This window comes from Pseudomonas sp. F2 (genome assembly GCF_057174385.1).
The window spans coordinates 4,809,813-4,833,239 of the sequence record NZ_CM169904.1 but is presented as its reverse complement, the minus strand read 5'-3'; the positions used below and the strand labels follow the sequence as shown (position 1 = coordinate 4,833,239).

Annotated in this window: 21 protein-coding genes; 12 read left to right on the top strand and 9 right to left on the bottom strand. The window is 60.6% G+C overall.

Going from position 1 to position 23,427, the window contains the following annotated elements; genetic code table 11:
• Positions 1–177: 177 nt before the first annotated feature.
• Both aguA and AC193Q_RS21750 read right to left on the bottom strand, forming a co-directional pair.
• The gene (gene aguA / locus AC193Q_RS21755; protein ID WP_047290833.1) at positions 178–1,284 is read right to left on the bottom strand and encodes an agmatine deiminase; all 1,107 of its coding nucleotides are present in this window, start codon (positions 1,282–1,284) and stop codon (positions 178–180) included.
• A gap of 233 nt (positions 1,285–1,517) precedes the next feature.
• Positions 1,518–4,430, bottom strand: a complete 2,913-nt coding sequence (locus AC193Q_RS21750) for an aminotransferase (protein WP_483878771.1) — start codon at positions 4,428–4,430, stop codon at positions 1,518–1,520.
• 146 nt (positions 4,431–4,576) lie between these two features.
• On the opposite strand from AC193Q_RS21750, the gene rfbC reads away from it, so the two are divergent.
• The 4 genes from rfbC to AC193Q_RS21730 are packed head-to-tail and all read left to right on the top strand — an operon-like array spanning position 4,577 to position 8,807.
• Positions 4,577–5,122, top strand: a complete 546-nt coding sequence (rfbC, locus tag AC193Q_RS21745) for a dTDP-4-dehydrorhamnose 3,5-epimerase (RefSeq protein ID WP_047290831.1) — start codon at positions 4,577–4,579, stop codon at positions 5,120–5,122.
• Positions 5,123–5,164: 42 nt separating this feature from the next.
• Positions 5,165–6,973, top strand: coding sequence for a sensor histidine kinase (locus tag AC193Q_RS21740; RefSeq protein ID WP_041071297.1), 1,809 nt, complete (start codon positions 5,165–5,167; stop codon positions 6,971–6,973).
• Positions 6,970–8,355 (top strand): sigma-54-dependent transcriptional regulator, encoded by a 1,386-nt coding sequence (locus AC193Q_RS21735; protein ID WP_483878770.1) that lies wholly within the window; start codon positions 6,970–6,972, stop codon positions 8,353–8,355. The genes AC193Q_RS21740 and AC193Q_RS21735 overlap by 4 nt, the downstream gene beginning before the upstream one ends.
• Entirely contained in the window at positions 8,352–8,807 is a 456-nt protein-coding gene (locus tag AC193Q_RS21730; RefSeq protein WP_041071291.1) for a thioesterase domain-containing protein, read from the top strand. The genes AC193Q_RS21735 and AC193Q_RS21730 overlap by 4 nt, the downstream gene beginning before the upstream one ends.
• 85 nt (positions 8,808–8,892) lie before the next feature.
• Here the strand turns inward: AC193Q_RS21730 and cysQ are convergent, their stop codons facing one another.
• Together cysQ and nudE are read right to left on the bottom strand one after the other, a co-directional pair.
• Entirely contained in the window at positions 8,893–9,720 is an 828-nt protein-coding gene (gene cysQ, locus AC193Q_RS21725; RefSeq protein ID WP_483878769.1) for a 3'(2'),5'-bisphosphate nucleotidase CysQ, read from the bottom strand.
• An 11-nt stretch (positions 9,721–9,731) separates the two neighbouring features.
• Positions 9,732–10,298 (bottom strand): ADP compounds hydrolase NudE, encoded by a 567-nt coding sequence (nudE, locus tag AC193Q_RS21720; protein ID WP_041071285.1) that lies wholly within the window; start codon positions 10,296–10,298, stop codon positions 9,732–9,734.
• Positions 10,299–10,386: 88 nt separating this feature from the next.
• Between nudE and yrfG the strand changes: the two genes are divergently transcribed.
• Positions 10,387–11,049 carry a GMP/IMP nucleotidase gene (yrfG, locus tag AC193Q_RS21715; protein WP_047290827.1) on the top strand — a complete coding sequence of 221 codons (663 nt, stop codon included), beginning with the start codon at positions 10,387–10,389 and terminating at the stop codon, positions 11,047–11,049.
• Positions 11,050–11,151: 102 nt separating this feature from the next.
• Here yrfG and lysM read toward each other — a convergent pair whose 3' ends face one another.
• Positions 11,152–11,592 (bottom strand): peptidoglycan-binding protein LysM, encoded by a 441-nt coding sequence (lysM, locus tag AC193Q_RS21710; RefSeq protein ID WP_027611221.1) that lies wholly within the window; start codon positions 11,590–11,592, stop codon positions 11,152–11,154.
• A gap of 235 nt (positions 11,593–11,827) precedes the next feature.
• Here lysM and fdhD point away from each other — a divergent pair, with 235 nt between their 5' ends.
• The 3 genes from fdhD (at position 11,828) to AC193Q_RS21695 (ending at position 15,839) form a co-directional block, all read left to right on the top strand.
• Positions 11,828–12,667: a formate dehydrogenase accessory sulfurtransferase FdhD gene (gene fdhD, locus AC193Q_RS21705; protein ID WP_086793967.1), complete on the top strand. Its 840-nt coding sequence runs from the start codon at positions 11,828–11,830 to the stop codon at positions 12,665–12,667.
• The gene (locus AC193Q_RS21700) at positions 12,664–15,012 is read left to right on the top strand and encodes an FdhF/YdeP family oxidoreductase (protein WP_483878768.1); all 2,349 of its coding nucleotides are present in this window, start codon (positions 12,664–12,666) and stop codon (positions 15,010–15,012) included. Before fdhD ends, AC193Q_RS21700 begins: the two co-directional genes overlap by 4 nt.
• 347 nt (positions 15,013–15,359) lie before the next feature.
• A complete protein-coding gene (locus tag AC193Q_RS21695) occupies positions 15,360–15,839 on the top strand; it encodes a glycine zipper domain-containing protein (RefSeq protein ID WP_041071273.1) in 480 nt (159 codons plus the stop codon).
• 64 nt (positions 15,840–15,903) lie between these two features.
• Here the strand turns inward: AC193Q_RS21695 and AC193Q_RS21690 are convergent, their stop codons facing one another.
• From AC193Q_RS21690 to AC193Q_RS21680, 3 genes are all read right to left on the bottom strand, one after another.
• The gene (locus AC193Q_RS21690; RefSeq protein ID WP_483878767.1) at positions 15,904–16,335 is read right to left on the bottom strand and encodes an acyl-CoA thioesterase; all 432 of its coding nucleotides are present in this window, start codon (positions 16,333–16,335) and stop codon (positions 15,904–15,906) included.
• A 61-nt stretch (positions 16,336–16,396) separates the two neighbouring features.
• Complete coding sequence (locus tag AC193Q_RS21685) at positions 16,397–17,623, bottom strand: 3-hydroxyacyl-CoA dehydrogenase (protein ID WP_483878766.1); 1,227 nt, start codon at positions 17,621–17,623, stop codon at positions 16,397–16,399.
• Positions 17,624–17,771: 148 nt separating this feature from the next.
• Positions 17,772–19,700, bottom strand: a complete 1,929-nt coding sequence (locus AC193Q_RS21680) for a RecQ family ATP-dependent DNA helicase (protein WP_483878765.1) — start codon at positions 19,698–19,700, stop codon at positions 17,772–17,774.
• Positions 19,701–19,944: 244 nt separating this feature from the next.
• On the opposite strand from AC193Q_RS21680, the gene AC193Q_RS21675 reads away from it, so the two are divergent.
• On the top strand, positions 19,945–20,073 hold the full coding sequence (locus AC193Q_RS21675; protein WP_257012229.1) for a hypothetical protein: 129 nt from the start codon (positions 19,945–19,947) through the stop codon (positions 20,071–20,073).
• A 20-nt stretch (positions 20,074–20,093) separates the two neighbouring features.
• On the opposite strand, the gene AC193Q_RS21670 is transcribed toward AC193Q_RS21675, so the two are convergent.
• Positions 20,094–20,597, bottom strand: a complete 504-nt coding sequence (locus AC193Q_RS21670; RefSeq protein WP_483878764.1) for a polysaccharide deacetylase — start codon at positions 20,595–20,597, stop codon at positions 20,094–20,096.
• Positions 20,598–20,887: 290 nt separating this feature from the next.
• Between AC193Q_RS21670 and AC193Q_RS21665 the strand changes: the two genes are divergently transcribed.
• The 3 genes from AC193Q_RS21665 to AC193Q_RS21655 all read left to right on the top strand — a co-directional run bounded on the left by AC193Q_RS21665 (position 20,888) and on the right by AC193Q_RS21655 (position 23,043).
• Positions 20,888–21,175: a hypothetical protein gene (locus tag AC193Q_RS21665; protein ID WP_095667810.1), complete on the top strand. Its 288-nt coding sequence runs from the start codon at positions 20,888–20,890 to the stop codon at positions 21,173–21,175.
• Positions 21,176–21,269: 94 nt separating this feature from the next.
• Positions 21,270–22,397: a hypothetical protein gene (locus AC193Q_RS21660; protein WP_483878763.1), complete on the top strand. Its 1,128-nt coding sequence runs from the start codon at positions 21,270–21,272 to the stop codon at positions 22,395–22,397.
• A gap of 346 nt (positions 22,398–22,743) precedes the next feature.
• Complete coding sequence (locus tag AC193Q_RS21655) at positions 22,744–23,043, top strand: hypothetical protein (protein WP_182403391.1); 300 nt, start codon at positions 22,744–22,746, stop codon at positions 23,041–23,043.
• The last annotated feature ends 384 nt before the right edge of the window (positions 23,044–23,427 follow it).

Here is a 23,427-nt window from a genome sequence, read left to right as displayed (position 1 = left end):
CCCCCCCTCCCTAGTGCGCGTTATCCGATACAAGAGCTATGCCAAGGTTTCCGATTTGTCGACAGGCGGATACAAAGAAGCCCGCGGTCCAGCAGGACCGCGGGCTTCTTCGCACCCATCGCAAAAAACTTGCAGCCCGGGTGATTTATTAATCAACTCAGGCTGTTACGTCTCAACTCACTCTTTGTGCGGGGCTGGCTGCTGTTGGGTAAGGCAGTGGATATTGCCGCCGCCCAGTAACAGTTCGCGGCCCGGCACCATCACCACTTCGTGCTGCGGGAACAGCTTCTGCAGGATTTCCCGCGCAGGCGCATCCATCGGATCGTCGAAGCTCGGCGCGATGATGCCGCCGTTGACGATCAGGAAGTTCACGTAGGAACCAGCCAGGCGCACGGACGGGTTGCGCTCCTGCGTACCGTCCACCGGATCGACACCGGCGCACTCTTCTTCGGTGGCGTACAGCGGCCCCGGAATCGGCATCTTGTGCACCGTGAATGGGCGGCCCTTGGCGTCGGTGCTGCTTTGCAGCACGTTCATTGCGGCCTGGCAGCGCGGGTAATTCGGATCCTGCGGATCGTCGGTCCACGCCAGCAATACTTCGCCCGGGCGCACGTAGCAGCAGAAGTTATCCACATGGCCGTCGGTTTCGTCGTTGAACAGACCATCCGGCAACCAGATGATCTTATCCACAGACAGATTGTCGCGCAGCACCGCTTCGATCTCTTCGCGACCCAGATGCGGATTGCGGTTGTGGTTGAGCAGGCACTCTTCGGTGGTGATCAGCGTGCCTTCACCGTCGACGTGAATCGAACCGCCTTCCAGCACAAAACCTTCGGTGCGATAACGCGGGCTGCGCTCGATTTCGAGGATCTTGCCACCGACCTGCGAATCACGGTTCCACGGCGAATACAGACCGCCTTCAAACCCGCCCCAGGCATTGAAATCCCAGTTCACACCGCGCACTTCGCCGCTGTTGTTGATGACGAAAGTCGGGCCGCTGTCACGCACCCAGGCGTCATCGCTGGACATCTCGACCACCCGAATATTCGGTACATCGAGGCGTGCACGAGCGTTCTCGTACTGACCGGCCGACACCGCGACCGTCACTGGTTCAAACCGTGCGATGGCTTTGGCCACGGCCGCATGCGCGGCTTGCGCCGGCTTGCCACCCAGGCGCCAGTTGTCCGGACGCTCGGGCCAGATCATCCAGGTCTGGGTCTGCGGCGCCCACTCGGCCGGCATGTAGAAGCCATCGTCACGCGGGGTACTTTTCAAGGTGGTCATCGGATCAGGACTCCTGGGAACCGTCGAGGGGTTGCGAAGCAATGGCGACTTTATAACCGATAAATATCGGTATTAAAAGCTAACAACCAACCGATCATCGAAAATCCAACAACAATTATCGATATAAATCCGAATCCCTGTAGGAGCTGCCGCAGGCTGCGATCTTTTGACCTTGTTTTTCAAAAGCAAAATCTAAAGATCGCAGCCTGCGGCAGCTCCTACAGGGGTCTGGTTTAGAGGCCTTCCTCGAGCACCCGATCCAGCATGTCGACAAAGAAATCCACACTGCGCCGCGAGGTGACCATCGGCGGTTTGATCTTGAGAATGTTCAGGTCATCCCCGGTCGGCTGCATGAAGATCCCCAGCTCGCGCAGGCGATCGCACAACAGCGTGGTCTCCTCGGTGGCCGGCTCCAGCGTCTCGCGGTTGCGGATCAGCTCCACCCCCAGATAGAAACCCGAACCATGCACCGCGCCCACCAGCGGATGTTTATCGATCAAGGCTTCCAGGCGCGCCTTGAAATGCCCGCCCACCACCCGGGCGTTTTCCCAGAGCTTTTCTTCTTCCATCACATCCAGCACCGCCATGCCGATCTGGCAGCTCACCGGACTGCCGCCGGCCGACGAGAAGAAATAACCTTCAGCTTCCAGTGCCTCGGCGATTTCCCGACGCGTGATCACCGCGCCCAGCGGCTGACCGTTGCCCATGCCCTTGGCCATGCAGATGATGTCCGGCACCACGCCTTGCTCTTCGAAGCCCCAGAAGAAGTGGCCCATGCGCCCGTAACCGACCTGAACTTCGTCGGCGATGCACACCCCGCCCCGGGCCCGCACCAGCGCATAGACCTGTTTCAGATAAGTCGGCGGCAGCGAGATACCGCCAGCGTTGCCATACACCGGCTCGCAGATGAACCCGGCCAGTTGACGCCCCTGCGCGGCGATATGCGCCAATTGCGTTTCGACGCTGCGTACATAATCCGGCGCAGAATCCAGGCCACGGAATTCGCCACGATAGATATTCGGCGCGGTCACCGGATGTACCCAGTCCGGACGGCTTTCCAGCGCTCGCGGGTTGTCGGCAACCGACGTCGACACCGCATCGGCGCCGACCGTCCAGCCGTGATAGGCCTCCAGCACGCTGAGCATGTCGCGGCCGCCGCTGTAGGCCCACGCCAGCCGGATCGCCAAGTCGTTGGCCTCACTGCCGCTGTTGACCAGAAACACCCGGTCCATGCCTTCCGGCGCCAGTTTCAGCAAACGCTCGGAAAACTCCGCCACCGCCGCATAGTTGAAACGCGAGTTGGTGTTGAGCAGCGACCACTGCCGCGCCGCCACCTGCGCCATGCGCGGATGACCATGGCCAAGCACTGCGACGTTGTTGAGCATGTCGAGGTAGGAACGGCCCTGCATGTCGATCAGGTGATTGCGCCAGCCACGCTCGATGCGCGGTGGATCGACGTAATAATGTTTTTGCGTGCGGGCGAAACTGGCGTCACGTCGTTCGAGCAGGGTTTTGGCGTCCAGCTCCGGTTCGGCATCGCAGGCCAGCCCGAGCAGCGTGGCTGGCGAAGGACACAACGCCTGCCACGCGGCCGCGCGCGAAGGGCTGCAAAACAACGGCGCATCCAGCGACGCAACGCGGCTCAACTGCACCTTCAACGGGCCATCGACCGCCCCCAGCACCTGACCTTTGACCAGTGCCGCGCCACTGTGCAGTGAGGCGCTCACACCCCACAGGCGCACGCTGAGCCGGGGTCCGTCGAGTTGCAACACACCGTCCGCCGCGTGATGCAGCACACCGGCAAACGGCGCTTCCACCGCCGAACCCTGCGGCACGCGCAACTCAACGTGCAGCGGAAACGTCTGGGGCTCGACCGCACTGTCCGGTCGCGTCTGCGACAGGCGATATTGTCCGTAACGGCTCGCCGCCAGGCCATGCGCGGCAGCGGCTTCGGTCAGCAACCGTTGATCGATGTCCGGCTGCTCCCAGTTGCCCGCTTCGAAATGCGGACTCAGGACGCCAAGATCGATCAGCGCAAACTCCCGCCCGACCAGTTCCGGCAGCAGCGGCGCGAAACTTTCACCGCCAATGGCCGGCAGCGGCTGGCCGGCCGCCGTGAGAATCGCCGCCTCCATCAGCGCCAGCGGCACCGAAGTCGCTACGTGGAAGATTTCCCACTCATGTTCAAGGTTGTCGCGGCTATAGGTGTTGCCCGGATCGATGCTGACCTGTTGCTCGCCACTGAGCACCAGTACCGCCGCCCGCGCCACGATCAACGGCCACAACGCCAGCAGCTCTTCATGTTGCAGCGGATTGACCGCGTGATAGGCCTGCACCGCCGGCAGAATCACAAACGGATCGCCGCCGGCATGGTGCAGCAGCGCCGCGCACGTCACCGACAGGTCAGTGATGCGCCAGGTGCGCACCAGATCACCGAAGTCGATCACGCCCTGCAATTGCCAATGACGCTTGGTATCGCGTTGCCAGACCGCATTATCGTCAGTGATGTCCATGTGGATCGCCTGCACCGGCAGCTTGTCCTGCAACGGCTGCAAGCGACGTTCGGCCTGCTCGGCGGCGCCTGCGATCAGTGCGCGCTGGCGTTCATCGTTGATCACCGGCAGCAGGTGGCTGATCAGCGCACTGGCATGGCGCGCGTCCCATTGCAGCGTGCGCTGCAGGCCCGGGTGATCGAAGCCGGCCAGGGCCAGATCCATCTCGCCACACAGCTGACCGAAACCGGCCACCACATCGTGGCCCAAGTGATCAAGATGCGTCAGCGGCTGACCTTCGATGTAGTCCAGCAATCGCACGTGCACCGGCTCGCCGTCGGCTTCCAGCGACAACAGATCCGCGCCATTGCTGGCAGGGATCACCCGGGGTACGTGCACTGACGAGTGTTCGGCAAGGTACTTGAGGCCTGCATGCTGAGCCTGCAACTCCACCAGTGCATAGTCGCCGCGGCAGATTTTCAGGACAAAGCGCCCACGCTCGCTGTCGACCCGATAGTTCAGATCCTGCTGACTGCCCAGCGCCTGTAACGTGCCGCTGAGCCCGTAATGCTCCGCCAACCACTGCCGGGCCTGCGCCTCAGAGACCTGTGGGCTGGGCAAACTGGCGCGATGAATCAACGTGGCAAGCGGCATGGGACGACCCCTGAAATTTTATTAGGCGCCTATATCGCCATTGCTACAGACGATGCGCAACCCCCGACCGGAGATATTCAAGCGCTCGCATCCGCCGGCACTTTGCGCAAGAATGTCGGCCATTCACACCTATCTGGAAAAACCTCATGAATGTAATCACCACCGATCTGCCCGGTGTTCTGATCATCGAACCCAAGGTATTTGGTGACGAGCGCGGCTTCTTCTACGAGAGTTTCAACGCCAAGGCGTTCCAGGAAGCGACCGGTCTGGACACCCAGTTCGTGCAAGACAACCATTCGCGCTCGCAGAAAGGCGTGCTGCGCGGTCTGCATTACCAGTTGCAAAATACCCAGGGCAAACTGGTTCGGGTCACTGCCGGCGAAGTGCTTGATGTGGCGGTGGACATTCGCCGCAGCTCGCCGCACTTCGGCAAATGGGTTGCCGTACGCCTGTCGGCCGAGAACCACCGCCAATTGTGGGTGCCGGAAGGCTTCGCCCATGGCTTCGTGGTACTGAGCGAGTTCGCCGAATTCCTCTACAAGACCACCAACTACTACGATCCATCGTCCGAGCGCAGCATTCGCTGGGACGACCCCGCGCTGGGCATCGACTGGCAACTGGACGAAGCGCCGAAGCTGTCGGCCAAGGATCAGGTCGGCGCGCTGCTCAAGGACGCTGACGTCTTCGCCTGAGCCTGGGCATAATGCGCCTGTTCACTCAGGCGCATCCGGCTCATGAAACCTACCCTTCCCCGCAGACCCCGCTGGCGCAGCCTCGCCCTGCTGGCCCTGTGTCTGGCGCCGCTGCTATGGCCGCTTGAGCATCTGGCCGAGCGCTATTACCGCAGTGAACTGGCCGGGCAAAACCGCCAGACCCTCGACCTCTACGTCGCCAACCTGCTGGGAACCCTGCACCGTTATGAAGTGTTGCCGCAGATTCTCGGCGACCTGCCGGCCCTGCGCGCCGTACTCGGCGCACCGGACGACGGCGTTACCCAGGGCAATGCCAACCGCCTGCTGAAAAACATCGCCGCACAGACCGGCGCCGAAGTCATGTACCTGATGGACACCAGCGGCCAGACCCTGGCGGCGTCGAACTGGGACAAACACGACAGTTTCGTCGGACGCAATTTCGCTTTCCGTCCGTATTTCAGCGAAGCCATGGCTGGGCGTCTGGGACGCTTCTTCGGCCTCGGCACTACGTCGGCCAAACGCGGTTATTTCTTCGCCGCCGCCGTGCGCAATGGCGAAAAAATCATCGGCGTGCTGGTGATCAAGGTCGACCTCGATCACACCGAAAGTCTGTGGGGCAAAACCCCGGAACAACTGTTGGTGACCGACCATAACGGCGTGGTCATCCTCACCTCGCGCCCGGAGTGGCGTTTCCGATCAACCCGGACGTTGAGCGACACCGAGCGCTCGGCGATCACCGCGATCCTGCCCTATCCGACCCGCGAGCCGCGTCCGCTGAACCTCAGCGAAAACGCCTGGCTGACGCAGACCGTGAACATCGCCGAAACCGGCTGGAGCGTCAGCATCCTTGCCCCGCGCACGCTGATCGATCGCCCGGTGCGCACCGTTGTCGCCATCGGTGGCGCCACGCTGTTGGTGGTGATGCTCCTGCTCGGTTTGATGATGCAGCGCCGTCGACATTACCTGGAACGTATTGCCTTCGAAGCCAAGGCCCGCCGTGAACTCGAAGGCCGGGTGGCGGAGCGGACCAGCGATCTGGAAGGTCTCAACCGCCGCCTCAAGCAGGAAGTGCTGGAGCGCGAACAGGCGCAGCAGGAGCTGGTACGGGCTCAGGACGATCTGGTCCAGGCCGGCAAACTCTCGGCACTGGGCACGATGTCGGCGAGCATCAGCCACGAGCTCAACCAGCCTCTGGCGGCGATCCGCAGTTACGCGGAAAACGCCGAAGTGCTGCTTGATCACCAACGCACCGAAGACGCCCGTGGCAACCTCAAACTGATCAGCGAACTGACCGGGCGCATGGCCTCGATCATCGCCCACCTGCGTGCCTTCGCCCGCCGCGACCGTCATGCTCCGGAAAGCGTCGCCCTGCAACCGGCGCTGGATGATGCATTGGCATTGCTGGCCAAGCGGCGCCGCAGCATGGAAGTCGAGCTGATCCGCGACCTGCCCGCCGCCACCCTGTGGGTCGAGGCCGGGGAAACCCGACTGCGCCAGGTGCTCGGCAATCTGCTGGCCAACGCCCTCGATGCGCTGACCGAAAAAGGCCCGCCGCGCAAACTGTGGCTGAGTGCCGAATCCACGGCCGAAGGCGTCAATCTGTACATTCGCGACAACGGCCCGGGCTTTTGCATGGAAGCCCTCGGCCGCGCCAGCGAGCCCTTCTACACCACCAAGACCCGCACTCAGGGCCTTGGTCTGGGGCTGGCGATCTGTGAAACCCTGATGCGCGCCTTCGGCGGCGAACTGTCGTTCGCCAACCACAAGCAAGGCGGCGCCTTGATCACCCTGCGGCTGCGCGCCGGTGCACCCGGGGTCAGCCTGCAACCGTCCGAGGATCGAAGTGCATGACCATCGACAATCGCATTCAGGTGGTGTTGATCGACGACGATCCGCACCTGCGTCAGGCCCTCGGCCAGACCCTGGACCTCGCCGGCCTGAAAATCCTTCCGCTGTCCGAAGCCAAAGGTCTCGCCGCGCAACTGGAGCGTGACTGGCCCGGCGTGGTGGTCAGCGACATCCGCATGCCAGGCATGGACGGCCTGGAACTGTTGAGCGAATTGCACGCTCAGGATCCGGAGCTGCCGGTGCTGCTGATCACCGGCCACGGCGACGTGCCGCTGGCAGTGCAGGCGATGCGGGCCGGCGCCTATGACTTTCTGGAAAAACCGTTCGCCAGCGATGCCCTGCTCGACAGCGTGCGCCGCGCCCTCGCCCTGCGCCGGCTGGTGCTGGACAACCGCAGCCTGCGTCTGGCCCTCAGCGACCGTAACGAATTGAGCGCGCGACTGGTCGGCCATTCGGCGCCGATGCTGCGCCTGCGCGAGCAGATCGGCGCACTGGCGGCGACCAAGGCCGACGTGCTGATTCTCGGTGAAACCGGCGCCGGCAAAGAGGTCGTGGCCCGTGCGCTGCACGATTTGTCGAGCCGGCGCAACGGCCCGTTCGTGGCGATCAATGCCGGGGCGCTGGCCGAATCGGTGGTCGAAAGCGAGCTGTTCGGGCATGAGCCGGGCGCGTTCACCGGCGCGCAGAAACGCCGGATCGGCAAGTTCGAATTCGCCAACGGCGGCACGCTGTTCCTCGATGAAATCGAAAGCATGAGCATGGACGTGCAGGTGAAACTGCTGCGCATGCTGCAAGAGCGGGTTGTAGAACGTCTGGGTGGCAATCAGTTGATCCCGCTGGACATCCGCGTCATCGCCGCGACCAAGGAAGACCTGCGGCAAGCCGCCGATCAAGGACGCTTCCGCGCCGACTTGTATTACCGCCTGAACGTGGCGCCGCTGCGCATCCCGCCACTGCGCGAACGCGGCGAAGATGCGCTGGTGCTGTTCCAGCATTACGCCGATGAAGCCAGCGCCCGCCATGGCCTGCCGCCGCACGAACTGCAACCGGCGCAACGCGCCTTGCTGTTGCGCCACACCTGGCCCGGCAATGTGCGCGAACTGCAGAACGCCGCCGAGCGTTTCGCCCTCGGTCTGGAGCTGGCGCTGGACAACAGTGGAAGTGAAGGCAGCGGCAGCGCCGTGGAAGTCATCAGTGGCGGCCTGAGCGAGCAGGTGGAAAACTTCGAGAAATCGTTGATTGCCGCCGAACTGGCGCGCTCCCACAGTTCGGTGCGCAGCCTCGCCGAAGCCCTGGGCATTCCGCGCAAGACCCTGCACGACAAACTGCGCAAGCACGGCTTGAATTTCGCCGACAGTAACACCCATGGAGACGAAGCCGAATGAGCCGCGACAGTCGCTATCTGGAATCGGTGCTGCATCACGACATTCCCCTGACCCGCGAGATGGGCCTCAAGGTCCTCGGTTGGCACGAGCAGCAGTTGAGTCTGCACTTGCCGCTGGAGCCGAACGTCAATCACAAGAGCACCATGTTCGGCGGCAGTCTCTACTGCGGCGCGGTGCTGGCGGGTTGGGGCTGGCTGCACCTGCGCCTGAAGGAAGAAGGCATTGAAGACGGGCACATCGTGATTCAGGAAGGCCAGATCAGCTATCCGCTGCCCGTGACCGGTGATGCCACGGCGATTTGCCCGGCCCCGCAGGCAGCCGTCTGGAAGAAGTTTCTGGCGATGTATCAGCGCTATGGACGCGCGCGATTGACCCTCGATACGCGAATCGTCAACACCGGCAGTGATGAGGATGCAGTGACGTTTCGCGGGCAGTACGTTTTGCACCGCTGAAGCAAAAGATCGCAGCCTTCGGCAGCTCCTACAGGGAAATGCTAAATCCTCTGTAGGAGCTGCCGCAGGCTGCGATCTTTTGATCTTATGAGCGGGCCAGCTCCAACAGTTTCGCGCGCCAAGCCGCTTTCGCCGGCAACGCCAGAAAGAACTCATTGAGCAGCGATTCCCGCGCTGGATAACAGAACGCTTCGCCCTGCAGATCCAGCACCTCGCCGCCTGCACCTTCGAGCACGCCCTGCGCTGCCGCAGTGTCCCATTGCGAAGTCGGCGCCAATCGCGGATAACAATCCGCCGCCCCTTCAGCCAACAGACAAAACTTCAGCGAACTGCCGATGTTTGCCAGTTGCAACTCGCCCAGGCTGGCGCTCAAACCGGCGAGCAGACGTTCCTGCTCCGCACTGGAGTGGCGACGGCTCGCCACGACGGTAAACGCTTCACCGGGCGCGAGCGCGTCACGCACCTGAATCGCCACCGGCGAACCACCTTTGTCCCCACGCCACGCGCCGAGACCGGCACCGCCGACATAGAAGCGGCCATTGGTCGGCATCGACACCACGCCAAACACCACCCGCCCGTTTTCGATCAGGGCGATGTTGACGGTGAATTCTTCGCTGCCGCTGATGAACTCCTTGGTGCCATCCAGCGGATCCACCAGCCACCAGCGCTGCCACCCGGCGCGCACGCTCTGCGGAATGTTGGCGTCTTCCTCGGACAGAATCGGAATACTGGAGTCCAGCGCGGTCAGCCCGGCGACGATCACGTGGTGCGCGGCCATGTCCGCTGCGGTCACCGGTGAATCATCGGACTTGGCGGTGACTTCCACGCCAGAGCGCCAGAACGGCAGAATCGCCTCGCCAGCCTGCAAGGCCAACGTCACCACTGGCGCCATTAACGGATGGGGAAACTTCATCGATATCTCACTCATGACTGAAAATACCCGCGCTGCCCCAGCAGATCGCGGGTCAGGTACAACGCCGCCAAGGCGCGACCTTCGGAAAATTGCGGATTCTGCGCCAGCGCCGCCAGCTCACGCAGGTTGACCTTGTCGACCCGCATCGGCTCGGGTTCGTCGCCCTCCAGACGCTCCTCGTACAGATCGGTGGCCAGTACCACCTGAATCTTCTGGCTCATGTAACCGGGCGACAGCGACAACTCGGTCAGATGCTCCAACTGACGAGCGCCATAACCGGCCTCTTCCTTGAGCTCGCGCTCGGCCGCGGCCAGCACATCCTCGCCCGGCTCGATCAAGCCTTTGGGCAAGGACAATTCGTATTCATCAGTGCCGCCGCAGTACTCCTCGACCAGCACCGCGTGTTCACTGTCGAGCATTGCCACGATCATCACTGCGCCATAGCCCGCGCCTTTGCCCACCAGACGCTCGTAGGTGCGTTCCACGCCGTTGGAAAAACGCAGCTTCAGTTCTTCGACGCAAAACAGGCGACTGGTGGCGACAATCTCGCGGGCGAGTACAGTGGGTTTCTGGCGCATGCAAAGCTCCTTGGCGTGAACGCGCTACTATAACGCGGCTTTCCCGATTGTTTGTGTCGGATATCTTTCTACCGCTCGAGACGTTGCCATGCCTTCTTTACCGTGGTCTGACATCGATACCGTCCTGCTGGACATGGACGGTACGTTGCTGGACCTGCACTTCGACAACCACTTCTGGCTGGAACACCTGCCACAACGCTACGCCGATCTGCACGGAGTGAGCCGGGCCCTGGCCGATATGGAACTGCAGCCGTTGTTCGAGCGCCATGCCGGGCAGCTGCAGTGGTACTGCCTGGATTTCTGGAGCACCGAACTGAAGCTTTCGGTACGTGAACTGAAACGGGAGACCGCGCACCTGATCGCGCTGCGTCCGGATGCCGACACCTTTCTGCAGGCGATCAAAGAGGCCGGCAAACGGGTGATCATGATCACCAATGCGCATCGCGATTCACTGTCGCTGAAACTGGAGCGAGTCGAACTGGCGCCCTATTTCGAACGGCTGATCAGCTCACATGATTACGGTTATCCCAAAGAGAACCCGCAGTTCTGGGATGCCTTGCAGGCGGATATCGATTTTGATCCGGCGCGCAGTCTGTTCATCGACGATACGTTGCCGATTCTGCGCAGTGCGCGGGAATTTGGTGTGACGCATTTGTTGGCGGTGAAAGAGCCGGACAGTCGCAAGGGGCCGAAGGACACGGCCGAGTTTGCGGCGGTTGAGGATTACCGCGATTTGATTCAGGGACTCTGATTTCCTGTAGGAGCTGCCGAAGGCTGCGATCTTTTGACTTTGATTGTTTAAAAAACAAGATCAAAAGATCGCAGCCTTCGGCAGCGCCTGCAGGATGTTGTGTTACTCGGGGATACGCAGGGTCTGGCCCGGGTAGATTTTGTTTACATCCTTGAGCATTGGTTTGTTGGCCTCAAAGATCTTGTTGTACTGGTTGGCATTGCCATACACCGCCAGGGAAATCGCGCTGAGGGTATCGCCCTTCTTCACTACGACAAAACGTGCCGCAGCCACAACCGGCCCGGTCACCGTGATCTGATCATCAACACTGCCCACGCCTTCGATATTACCCACCGCCAGCAGGATTTTTTCCTTCTCCTCCTGGCTCGCTACCTCACCGGTCACTGTGACTTTGTCGCCATCCACGGTTGCCTGAACATTCGGGTTGCCCAGCCCGACCTTGCTGATGTGTTCCTTCAACTGCTCGCTGGCATTGGCATTACCAGGGGTCAGCAGATCGATCAGTTTCTCACCGGCCTCTTTCACAAAGCTCAACAGACTCATGGCGCACACTCCTTGATTTGGATTCCAGACGTCCAAGCCTAGACCACGTTTGCAAGACCCGGTTCCAGCCCGACCAATGACCCGGCTCCGCTGCTGGCTCAAGCGGCTGGCGCGCGTCCCGCAGATCGCGGCGCATTGCTTGATCGACGGCGTCTATCAATAGATCGACAGTAGCGATTAGACGCGACAAGTTGCCGCGCCTAGTCTTAGCGTTGATCAATCCGTCGGTGATGCCATGAACGCCAAGCGCCCCACTTGCGCGGCGCCTGCACTTCAAACGCCCGCGCCCGCCGCCAGCCAGACCTACAGTTACAGCGATCTGCCCCTTGTGGAATCGGCCAGCACCGCGCTCGCCGAGGAAGTCGCACTGGCAATCGCCTACAACGGCATCAGTCAGGCGGTGATGCTGGTGACGCCGACGGATCTGGAAGATTTCATCGTCGGTTTCAGCCTCGGCAGCGGCATCATCGCAGACGCCAGCGACATTTATGACCTGCAATTGACTGGCGCCGGCTCGGCGCAATACGCGCAAGTGACCATCGCCAACCGCGCCTTCTGGAACCTCAAACAACAGCGCCGACAACTGGCCGGCACCAGCGGCTGCGGTCTGTGCGGCGTTGAAGCGGTCGAGCAAGCCCTGCCCGATCTGCAAGTCCTGCCCGGCGCACCGCTGCCGCCCGCCGCATGGCTCGACGGTCTGCGCCAGCGCATCGGCGCGTTCCAGCCCCTCGGCCAGCACTGCGGTGCGGTACACGCCGCAGTGTTCATGAACGCCAGCGGTGAATTGCTGCTGGGCCGTGAAGACATCGGTCGGCACAACGCCCTCGACAAGCTGATTGGCGGGCTGATCCGCCAGAAGATTTCCACCGACGGCGGCCTGGCGATTGTCACCAGCCGGTGCAGTCTCGAATTGATCCAGAAAGTGTTGCGCGCCGGGATCCAGACGCTGGTCAGCCTGTCCGCGCCCACCGGCCTTGCCGTGCAATGGGCCCGCCGCCACAACCTCAATCTCATCCACCTGCCGCAGAAGAATGCGCCGCGGGTCTATAGCCCAGCGATGGAGAACCAAGCGTGAGCCAACATCATCAAGCCGACCAGAAACCTGTCCCGCGCTACAAGCCTTACAAGGGCCCTGCCGGCGGCTGGGGTGCACTGATCAGTGTGGCTCAGGCCTGGTTGACCAGCGACAACGCGCTGAAAAACCTGCGCATGATGCTCAAGACCAACCAGAACGGCGGCTTCGACTGCCCGGGCTGTGCCTGGGGCGATTCGCCGGAAAGCGGCATGGTCAAGTTCTGCGAGAACGGCGCCAAAGCGGTGAACTGGGAAGCGACCAAGCGTCGAGTGGATGGCAAGTTCTTCGCCAAACACAGCGTCACGTCGTTGCTGGAGCAGAGCGACTATTGGCTGGAGTACCAGGGCCGCCTGACCGAGCCGATGGTCTACGATGCCCAGACTGATCGCTACAAGCCGATCGCCTGGGACGACGCCTTCGCCCTGATCGGCAAGCACCTGCAAGCGTTGTCGAGCCCGGATCAAGCCGAGTTCTACACCTCGGGCCGCGCCAGCAACGAAGCGGCGTACCTGTATCAACTGTTCGTGCGTGCCTACGGCACCAACAACTTCCCCGACTGCTCGAACATGTGCCACGAGGCCAGCGGCGTGGCGTTGGCGCAGAGCGTTGGCGTCGGCAAAGGCACGGTCACCTTCGACGACTTCGAACACGCCGATGCAATTTTCGTCTGGGGCCAGAACCCCGGCACCAACCACCCACGGATGCTCGAACCGCTGCGCGAAGCCGTGAAGCGCGGCGCACAAGTAGTGTGCATCAACCCGCTGAAAGAGCGCGGTCTGGAACGTTTCCAGCATCCACAGCATCCGCTGGAAATGCTCACCAATGGCGACAAACCGACCAACACCGCGTACTTCCGTCCGGCACTGGGCGGCGACATGGCGGTGCTGCGCGGCATGGCCAAGTTTCTTCTGCAGTGGGAACGCGATGCGCAGAAGGCCGGTGAACCTGCGGTGTTCGATCACGACTTCCTCAATGCCCACAGCACCAACGTGCTGGAGTATCTCGGCGTGGTGGATGACACACCGTGGGAGCAGATCGTCGCGCAGTCCGGCCTGACCCTGGTCGAAATCGAACAAGCGGCGCGCATGTACGCCAAAGGCAAGAATGTGATCATGTGCTGGGCGATGGGTATCACCCAGCATCGTCACTCGGTGCCGACCATCCAGGAAATCGCCAACCTGATGCTGCTGCGCGGCAACGTCGGCAAACCCGGGGCCGGCCTGTGCCCGGTGCGCGGTCACAGTAACGTGCAGGGCGACCGCACCATGGGCATCAACGAGCGCCCACCGGTGGCGTTCCTCGACGCTCTTGAGCGACGTTTCCAGTTCAAGGTGCCGCGTGACAACGGGCACAACGTGGTCGAGGCGATCCACGCCATGGCCGAGGGCCGCGCCAAGGTCTTCATCGGTCTGGGCGGCAACTTCGCCCAGGCCACGCCGGACAGCCCGCGCACCTTCGCGGCGCTGAGCAACTGCGACCTCACGGTGCAGATCAGCACCAAGCTCAACCGCAGCCACCTGGCCCACGGCAAGGACGCGCTGATCCTGCCGTGCCTCGGCCGCACCGACATCGACATCCAGACCGAAGGCCCGCAGGCAGTCACCGTGGAAGACTCGTTCAGCATGGTCCACGCCTCCAATGGCCAGTTGCAGCCGCTGTCGAACCAGATGCGCTCGGAACCGGCGATCATTGCCGGGATCGCCGCCGCCACGCTGGGCAGCAAACCGGTGGACTGGAACTGGCTGGTGGCCGATTACGGGCGCATCCGCGACCTGATCGCCGATACCATTCCAGGCTTCAAGGACTTCAACGAGAAGGTCAAGAATCCAGGTGGGTTCTACCTCGGCAACAGTGCTGGCGCACGCAAGTGGAACACCCCGTCGGGCCGGGCCAATTTCCGCGCCAACCGGCTGCCCAAGGATCTGGTGCACGAACGCACCCGCGCCACCGGGCAACTGCCGGACCTGATCCTGCAATCGATGCGCTCCCACGATCAGTACAACACCACCATCTATGGCCTCGACGACCGTTATCGTGGGGTCAAGGGCCAGCGCGATGTGCTGTTCGCCAACGAGGCCGACATCATTCGTCTGGGCTTCCGTCCCGGGCAGAAGGCGGACATTGTGTCGCTGTGGGACGATGGCCGTGAACGTCGGGTGAAGGGCTTTACCTTGCTGGCGTTTGATATTCCGGCGGGTCAGGCGGCGGCTTACTATCCGGAAGTGAATCCGCTGGTGCCGCTGGAGAGCACCGGCGATGGCAGCCATACGCCGACGTCGAAGTTCATTGCGATCCGCCTTGAGGCGGCGAGCGAGACGGGTTTGATCATGGCCAAATCCGCTTGAACTCGCGGCCCTGTGGCGAGGGAGCTTGCTCCCGCTGGAGGCCGCAGGACTCCCTCCGTTTTGCATTTTTTGGGGCCGCTTCGCGGCCCGGCGGGAGTAAGCTCCCTCGCCACAGAATCTGTGTTGAGTCTCTGGTTCCTGAAGCTTTCGAACGCCCACAAAAAAGGCCGCTTTTTCTCAAAAACGGCCTGTCCGAAGTAGCTAAAGACCGGCGAAAAACGCTTAAGTTCCGCATACAAAACAGCAACTTGCAGAATTGTATACAGGTCGTGTTATTCGTCGGATTTCGATTGTCAGTCTTGGTACAGAGCCTCAGGATCGCGCCGTCATCCCTTTGAGGCTCCTCTATGAAGTTCTCCTCGATTCTCTTGTTGTCCCTTGGCCTGGTCAGTGGCTTCGCTTCTGCCGGAGGCACCACCGAAGCAGGTGTGGGCGGCGCATTGGGCGGGGTTCTTGGCTCGGTCGTCGGTCAGTCTTTAGGCGGCAATACAGGTTCAACCATTGGCGCAGCCCTGGGCGGCGCGGGTGGTAGCGCGGTCGGCGCCAACAAGCACAGCCGTGGCGAAGCCGCCATTGGTGGTGCGCTGGGCGCAGCCGGCGGTAACGTAGTCGGCCGCAGCATGGGCGGCACCACCGGCAGCCTGATCGGCGCCGCAGCAGGTGGCGGCGCCGGTGGCGCGCTGGGCAACTACATGGGTAACGAAAGCCGTGACGATGATCGTCATTACGATCGCGGCCGCGACGACCGTCGCTACTACCGCGACCGTCATCCTGGCCGTGGCCACGCTTATGGTCACCGCAAACATCACCGCTACTATCGCGACTAATCCGTTGCGTTAAGCGGGAAAGCAAAAATCGCAGCCCAAGGGCTGCGATTTTTTTTGCTCTGGTTCAAACCACCAGACGCTCCAGCGCGTCACGCAATCTGCCTGGAATCGACACCGGCTGATTGCTCGTCCGGTCCACGAATACATGGACGAAACGCCCCGCCGCACAGGCCTCAGTTTCACCGACCTTGAACACTGCCAGTTCGTATTGCACCGAACTGTTGCCCAGTTTGCCGACCCGCAAACCGATCTCGATCAAGTCCGGAAAAGCAATCGAGGCAAAGTAGTCACAGGCCGAACTGACCACAAACCCCACCACCTCGCCGTCATGAATATCCAGGCCGCCGACCTGGATCAGGTAGGTATTCACTGCAGTGTCGAAGAAACTGTAATAGGTGACGTTATTCACATGCCCGTAGACGTCGTTGTCGTGCCAGCGCGTGGTGACCGGCTGGAAATGCGGGTAATCGGAGCGTTGTGGCATCGGGTTGGACATCAGCATTGATCCAGGAAGTTTTGCGAGCAGTCTAAAGGCGAAACCGTGGTGGCTCTAGCAATCAGCGTTCGGCAAACCCCTTGCCCTGAGCCGCCAGCTCGCCAATCAAGCGCGCCGGTTGCCACTGATCACCCTGCCGCGTTTGCAGTGCCAGCAAGCGCTGATGAATGTCCGCCAGCCCCTGTTGATCCGCCCAGACCATGGGCCCGCCCTTGTCGGCCGGGAATCCGTAGCCGTTCAGGTACACCAGATCAATGTCATGGGCCGACCCGGCAATGCCTTCCTGAAGTATCTTTGCGCCCTCGTTGACCAGCGCCAGCAGGCAACGCTCCAGAATCTCCTCCGGACCGATCGCGCGGCGCTGGAAGCCCAGCCCTTCGCTGACCCGCAGCACCAGTGCATCGACTTCGGGATCAGGCTCGGCCTGTCGACTGCCCGGCTCATAGTGATAATAACCATTGCCGGATTTCTGCCCGAAGCGGCCCATCTCGCACAAACGGTTGTCCACCTGAACCTCCGGCGCATCCTGCCCCTTGCCGGCCAGCTCGCGTGCGCGCCATTCCAGATCAATACCGACGACGTCATACATGCGGAACGGCCCCATGGCGAAACCGAACCCCTGCAGCGCCGCGTCCACCTGTTGTGGATAAGCGCCCTCAAGCAGCATCTTGCGCGCCTCCAGCACGTACGGATGCAGCATGCGATTGCCGATAAAGCCGTGGCAGTTGCCCGACACCACACTGACCTTGCCCATGCGCTTGCCCAGCGCCAGCGCCGCTTCCAGTGCAGGCGGCGAAGTCTGTGCCCCACGGACGATTTCCAGCAGTTTCATGATGTGCGCGGGGCTGAAGAAATGCAGGCCGAGCACTTGCGACGGACGTCGAGTCGCAGCAGCAATCGCGTCGATATCCAGCGCCGAAGTGTTACTCGCCAACAACGCCTCAGGCTTGAGCAGGCCATCCAGCTCGCGAAAGATCTTCTGCTTGAGCTCAAGGTTTTCGTATACCGCTTCGATCACCAGATCGACATTGCGGATCGCCGGGTAATCCGCCGCCGCGCTGATCCGGGCAAGGCGTGCGTCGGCTTCGACCTGATCGATCCGGCCCTGACGCACATTGTGTGCATAGGTGTCGGCGACCGTCGCCAGTGCCTGTTCAAGCATCTGTGGATTGTTATCGACCCACTGCACGGCGATGCCAGCATTGGCCAGGCACATGACAATGCCGCGGCCCATGGTGCCCGCGCCGATCACGGCAGCTTGCTGAATATCGAAGGATGTCTGGCTCATGTTGTTCTCTTGTTGGCGATCCAAAGACAGCCTTCACCATAGTCAGGCACCGGACGTTTTTGAAGTTTATTACCGTGATGAGCGACATTCAGCGCATGGATAAACCTCAATCGCCCTGAAATCGCACACTCCAGGAGCTACCGACCTATCAGAGATGTTCTTGAGCCCACCTGCGAACCTCGGCGTACGGATACTCCTCCAACGCCGCATACCCCGAAATCGTCCGTGCCTTTAACCTGGTGAACAACGGCACACTGATCCCGCACAGAAACCGCGTCAGGCGCTCCGCCGTCGGCACACTGCCAGTGTGCTGTTCGTGCCTGTGGATAAAATCACCGCACAGCACCGCGAAGTTTTTATCCACAAGCGCTGGCAACTCGGGAGGCGCCGGAAGGCGCGCGATAGCACCGTGACACACCGAACAGTGCCCGCATCGCTCGGGGGCGTTGTGATCGCCGAAGTGTTCGGCCAGGCGATGGCCCAGGCAGCGCTCAGTGCCGAACAGATCGAGCATGGCGTGAATCCGCGCTATTTCAGCCTGTTCATGCCGGGTGAAATACGCATGCAGTTCGGCGCTCAAAACAGCGCTGTCGAAATCACTGTGCAGCACGTTGTAGACCTCGGTCATCTGCTTGCTCTCAAGCTCGACCCAGCCCTTCTCCTGAAAGTAATCCAGCGCCTTCACCACCCGGTTGCGCTCAGCCGAATACTGCGTGTACATCGCTTCGAAATTCACCGTGGCCCAGGTGCGTGCGCGACTGGAGGTGTGGATGATGGCCGCGACAAAATCCCTGCGCTCACCGTCGAAATGCTCAAGCAAGGCTTCCGGCTCCAGCAGGTATTTGAAACGGTATTCGGCGTAATAGGCATAGCGCGGCGCGATCAAACCGCGCAGCTCCATTTGCACCAGTAGAGTTTTCAGCGGCAACGCGCGAATGTTGCTCTGATCGGCCAGCGGCCCGAGCAGAAACTCCCACTGCCCGTCGGCTGCGGCAGCCTGCATTTCTTCCAGCACACAACGAATCCCTTCACGCTCCGGGGTATCGCCGTAGACGAAGTTTTCCAGCACGTTGAGGCTGTCACGGTTGGCCAGCACCAGGCAATCCGACGACTGCCCGTCGCGTCCGGCGCGACCGATTTCCTGACTGTAGTTTTCGATGGATTTCGGCAGATCGAAATGCACCACGTTGCGGATGTCGCTCTTGTCGATCCCCATACCGAAGGCAATGGTTGCGACGATGCAATTGGACTGCCCGGCCATGAATTCCTTCTGAATCGCCTCGCGCTGATCATTGGGCAAACCGGCGTGATAGGCCTGGGCCTGTATGCCGTTACGCCCCAGATGCTCGGCGATGTGTTCGGCGGTTTTCTGCAGCGTCACGTAGACAATGCCCGGCTGGCCTGGACGCTCGCTCATCCACTCCACCAGGCGCCGGCGCTTGTCCTCGCCGCGTACCGGTTCCACCAGCAGATTGAGGTTGGGTCGATAGAAGCCGGTGGTCACCACATCAGCGGCGGCGATGGCGAATCTGGCCTGCATGTCGGCGACGACTTTCGGCGTCGCCGTAGCCGTCAACAGCAGGGTTTGCGGAATGTTGAACTGGCGCTGATAGTCCGGCAGCTTCAGATAGTCGGGGCGAAAGTTGTGGCCCCATTCCGAGATACAGTGCGCTTCGTCAATCACCAGCAACGAGATCGGCACCTGCTGCAAAAAGTTGCGGAAACGCTCGTTCTTCAGACGCTCCACCGAAATCATCAGAATCTTCAATTCACCCGAACGGGCGCGGGCCATCACGTCACTGGCATCATCGCGACTTTGCGCCGAATCGATGCTTCCGGCACTGATACCGTGACGCTTGAGGAATGCCAGTTGATCCTGCATCAACGCCAACAGCGGCGACACCACCAGGGTCAGATGCGGCAGCAACAGTGCCGGCACTTGATAACACAGTGACTTGCCGGACCCGGTGGGGAAAATCGCCGCCGCCGAGCGCCCGGCCAATACAGCGCTGATTGCCGCTTCCTGCCCGGGTCGAAACTGTGGATAACCGAAAACCTGTTCCAGGGTGTGGTGCATGCGCTGTCACTCCGTTGACCGCTGTGATGTCAACAGCCTAGCGGGCGATCACAGCGAGTCGAGAAAAGGTCGGGGTCAATTCGATACGGAATGATACAGCGCCGGGGCGGATGCCACCGGATCAAACAAGGAAACAATTTGCCTCTCGCCGGCCTGACCGCAAGGCAGGTAACGTGCGCCGCATCCACGAAACGAGCGTCGTGCCAGGACGGCCGACACCCGTGGATCAATTCAAGGAATAAACATGTCCGACAGACTGAAACTGCTCCTCACCCTGACGCTCGCATCGCTGTTGCTGGGCGGATGCATGCAACTCCCCGATGACATTCCGCCCCTCGCCATGTGCGCCACCGCAGGCCACGCAATCACATAGTTCTCGCCGCAACGACGACCCTAGGGACGCAGCACCGCCACGCGAAGTTGCGCATTCAGTTCCTGTTCATGCACACCCTGGCTCTTGCTCGCCCACTGTGCATGGGCCGGACTGATATCGCCGGTAAACGCCGCCGCCAGTTGTCGCAGGTCCGCCACACTGCGCACTCGTGCACAGAACAGCTGTTCGCCACAGTCCTGACTGGCGTTGCGATAAATGCCCAGCAAACGCTCCCACAGTCCCGCGCGCACCTGCCGGATCGGTTTGAGCCGCACATGCGACACACCCAGTTGCCGTTGCAGTGCGCCTGCATCCAGCGTTTCACTCGCCAGCAGGACTTTGGCGAACATCAACGCCTCGGCACGTGACGCAGTATCGATGCGGGCCTGGCTGGACAGCGCGTCGGGCCAGCCGGTGCGTTGCAGATCGACAAACATCCAGCCGTTGCCAGCGTCTGCGGATACGGCCAAGCGGCAACCACTGGTCCACAGTAATAAAATCGAGGCTATTCGTAGCCACCGCATACTCAATTCCCTTTAAGCGCGCATCGGACGTTTGGAAACGTCCTACAGTTTCTGGCGCGCACCATACAGAGGATTCTCAAGAAACGCCTGTGAATCCCGTGGGAAATTTCTGCGCTAAGGGTTTTACCTCGAAAAAGCTGCAAAACCTTGTAGGGCAATTGCCCGAGTCTCGGAAAAACCCCTACGAACTCCGTCCATCACGGCGGTCTTGTGACCCCTTGCCACGCACTTCTATAGTGGCCGGCGCGGCTGCAACCACTGGAGCGACTTCGTACAGGACACGTCTGAACATGAACATGCATAACCCGCTGGCCAATCGTTATCGCCCGCTCAAAAGCACCGACGGCGATCATCCGGTGCTGACCATAGATACTCAAGCCAGCCACGGCGAACTGCTCGACGCTGCGCATCAACGCCTGCGTGCCGCCAGCGATTTGCTGGAGACTCTTTACTGTTTGTGTTTCAAACAGGCCGATGTCAAAGACATCCCGAACATCGTCAACGCCTTGTATTTATTGACCCAAGATGGCTGCGAACTTCTGGAAGTAGCAAAACTTCAAATTGCAAACTCCTTATAAAATCACGCGCACAAACAACGCAACAACTAACCACTTCATATCCGCAATATAAAAAACTAGCCTGCTTGCTCTTAATTCATTCAAGAGCAACATTATGAGTACATTGACTATTTTCTTTTGCGGCACGGGTTCCACCAAGTTCGACACCAGCAACAGCAACTATTGGAACGGTGAGTTGGTGTCCACTCTCGCTTCGCACCACACTGGCCGCGAGTTCGCCGAATGGATTGTCGTCGACGGCCCCGGCTCCAGTAATCTGCAGGCCGATGAGCTGTTCACCAAATCTGCCGACTACGGTCTCGGCGGCACGTTGTTCGGCAAGGGCTGGGAGGAAAACGTGCAGCACGCAATGAACATCATCAAAGGCAAGTGCGACTGGCAACGCCAGCAACTGACCGAAGCGGAATACAACCGTCTCAAAGCGGCCGGTATTCCCATTGAAGATGTAAAAATCGAAGGCTCCTGGTTTTGGCGTAAATACAACTACGGAGAACGCAGCGTGACCCAGCAGAAGTTGCAGGAGCAAATCATTAAAACGTTCCGCAAGGACGGCATTATTCCCACTCAGGTCAACCTGGTCGGCTGGAGTCGAGGCGGTATAAGTTGCCATATGCTGGCCAACGCCATGTTCAATGACAATGCTTTGAAAAGCATTCCGGTGAAGATCCTCGCCATTGATCCGGTGCCCGGTATCGGCAACTTCCAGGAACATCGGGTCAAACTCAACAGCAACGTCAAAGAGTACGTTGGCTTCTATGCCCGCGACGAGCGTTCGAAAGGTTTCAGCTGCGTCATCCCGCAAACGGCTACCGGTACGCGCACGCACATCTTCCCGGTCCCTGGCCGCCATGCCACCCTGGTCGGCAACGCTGCCGCTGACGGCAACACCGGCCCGAAGGTCCTCGCCGAACCCGGCCAGTTCGTGCGCCACTTCGCCGAAACCTGCCTCAAGCGCTGGGGTACCCCGCTGACCAACTCCCTGAACCTGAGCGATGCCGCCCTGAAGCAATGCGGCGATGCGATGGTCAGGGACGCCGCGAAATACAAGGCCATGGAAAAGTACTCCTACACCTGGTTCACCGAACTGGACCAAGGCGAACGCTACGTTTCGCTGGGCAGCAGAGGCGTGCCTTTCTCGTCGGTGAAGGGCGGGATCTACGCGCCGGCGACCGGACTGACGACGAGTGTGCTGGATGTCGAGGGGTATCGGGCGATTCGTTGAAAACCGTGATAGATCTGTAGGAACGGCCTGCTCGAATCTGCATCCCGTTCCTACACGCAGCGACGCCTTGTCTTCTATCGGCGCCGATAGGCCGAAACCTATAGTTGTGACTGTCGCTGCCAATTCAGCGGCTCGGGCTTGGTCACCCGATTGGATCATGCATTCGCGTCCGCTGTATGCTGCCGGCACTCAATTGCCAGCAGCGTTATGGTGGCTGTGTTTGGGACGCTTTCGAGCGTGCCGGGTATGTGCATGATCCTCACCGGTTGACCAACCCGAACACAGTCGCCTCCAGTCGCTTGGTCACGATGTGGTGGCTTCATTCGAAGCAATTGAGGATCTAAAAATGAAATCATGGAACGAGCTCCACTCCGATCGCTACCGCCCCGTCGACTCCAACCTCACTGACACCAAGCCCCTGGTCATCGACACCGATGCCAACCCGCAAGACATCCTCGAATGCGCCGTCCAGCGCCTGCGTGCGTCCAGTGACCTGCTGCAAACGCTCTACTGCATCTGCTTCAAACACGCCGACGTCGAAGACATCCCGCACATCACCCATGCCCTCTACCTGCTGACCAAAGACGGCTGCGACCTGCTGCAAGTCGCCCAGCAGAAAATGCTCAGCTGGAAAGCCCCGGCCTGAAGCTGAGAGATCGAATCGCTCTCAGGCACTGCCTGAGAGCGATGGAAAAAACGCAATCAAACGATGGAGATTCTCGTGAGCAAATTTTTTGATGAGCTGATGGAAAGCGTCAAACAGGCAGATGAAATCTTCCGCCGCGAGCACGGAGACCTCGACTCGCCACCTGCTCCAAAGATGCCGCTGGAAAATTGAAGAGCACCTTCAAGGCACACCGTTTCCTGACAATGACGAAGACAAATAAGTACCAAAATTATGCTTATTAGCCATAAAAACAGGTGGAATACTTCCAGTTAGCTGTTTCTGCCTCCACTTGTCTTGCCGAACATTCTTCTTAGTCTTAAGTGCTACTATTCTGGTAGTTAAGGCTTAAAAATGAAGGAATAT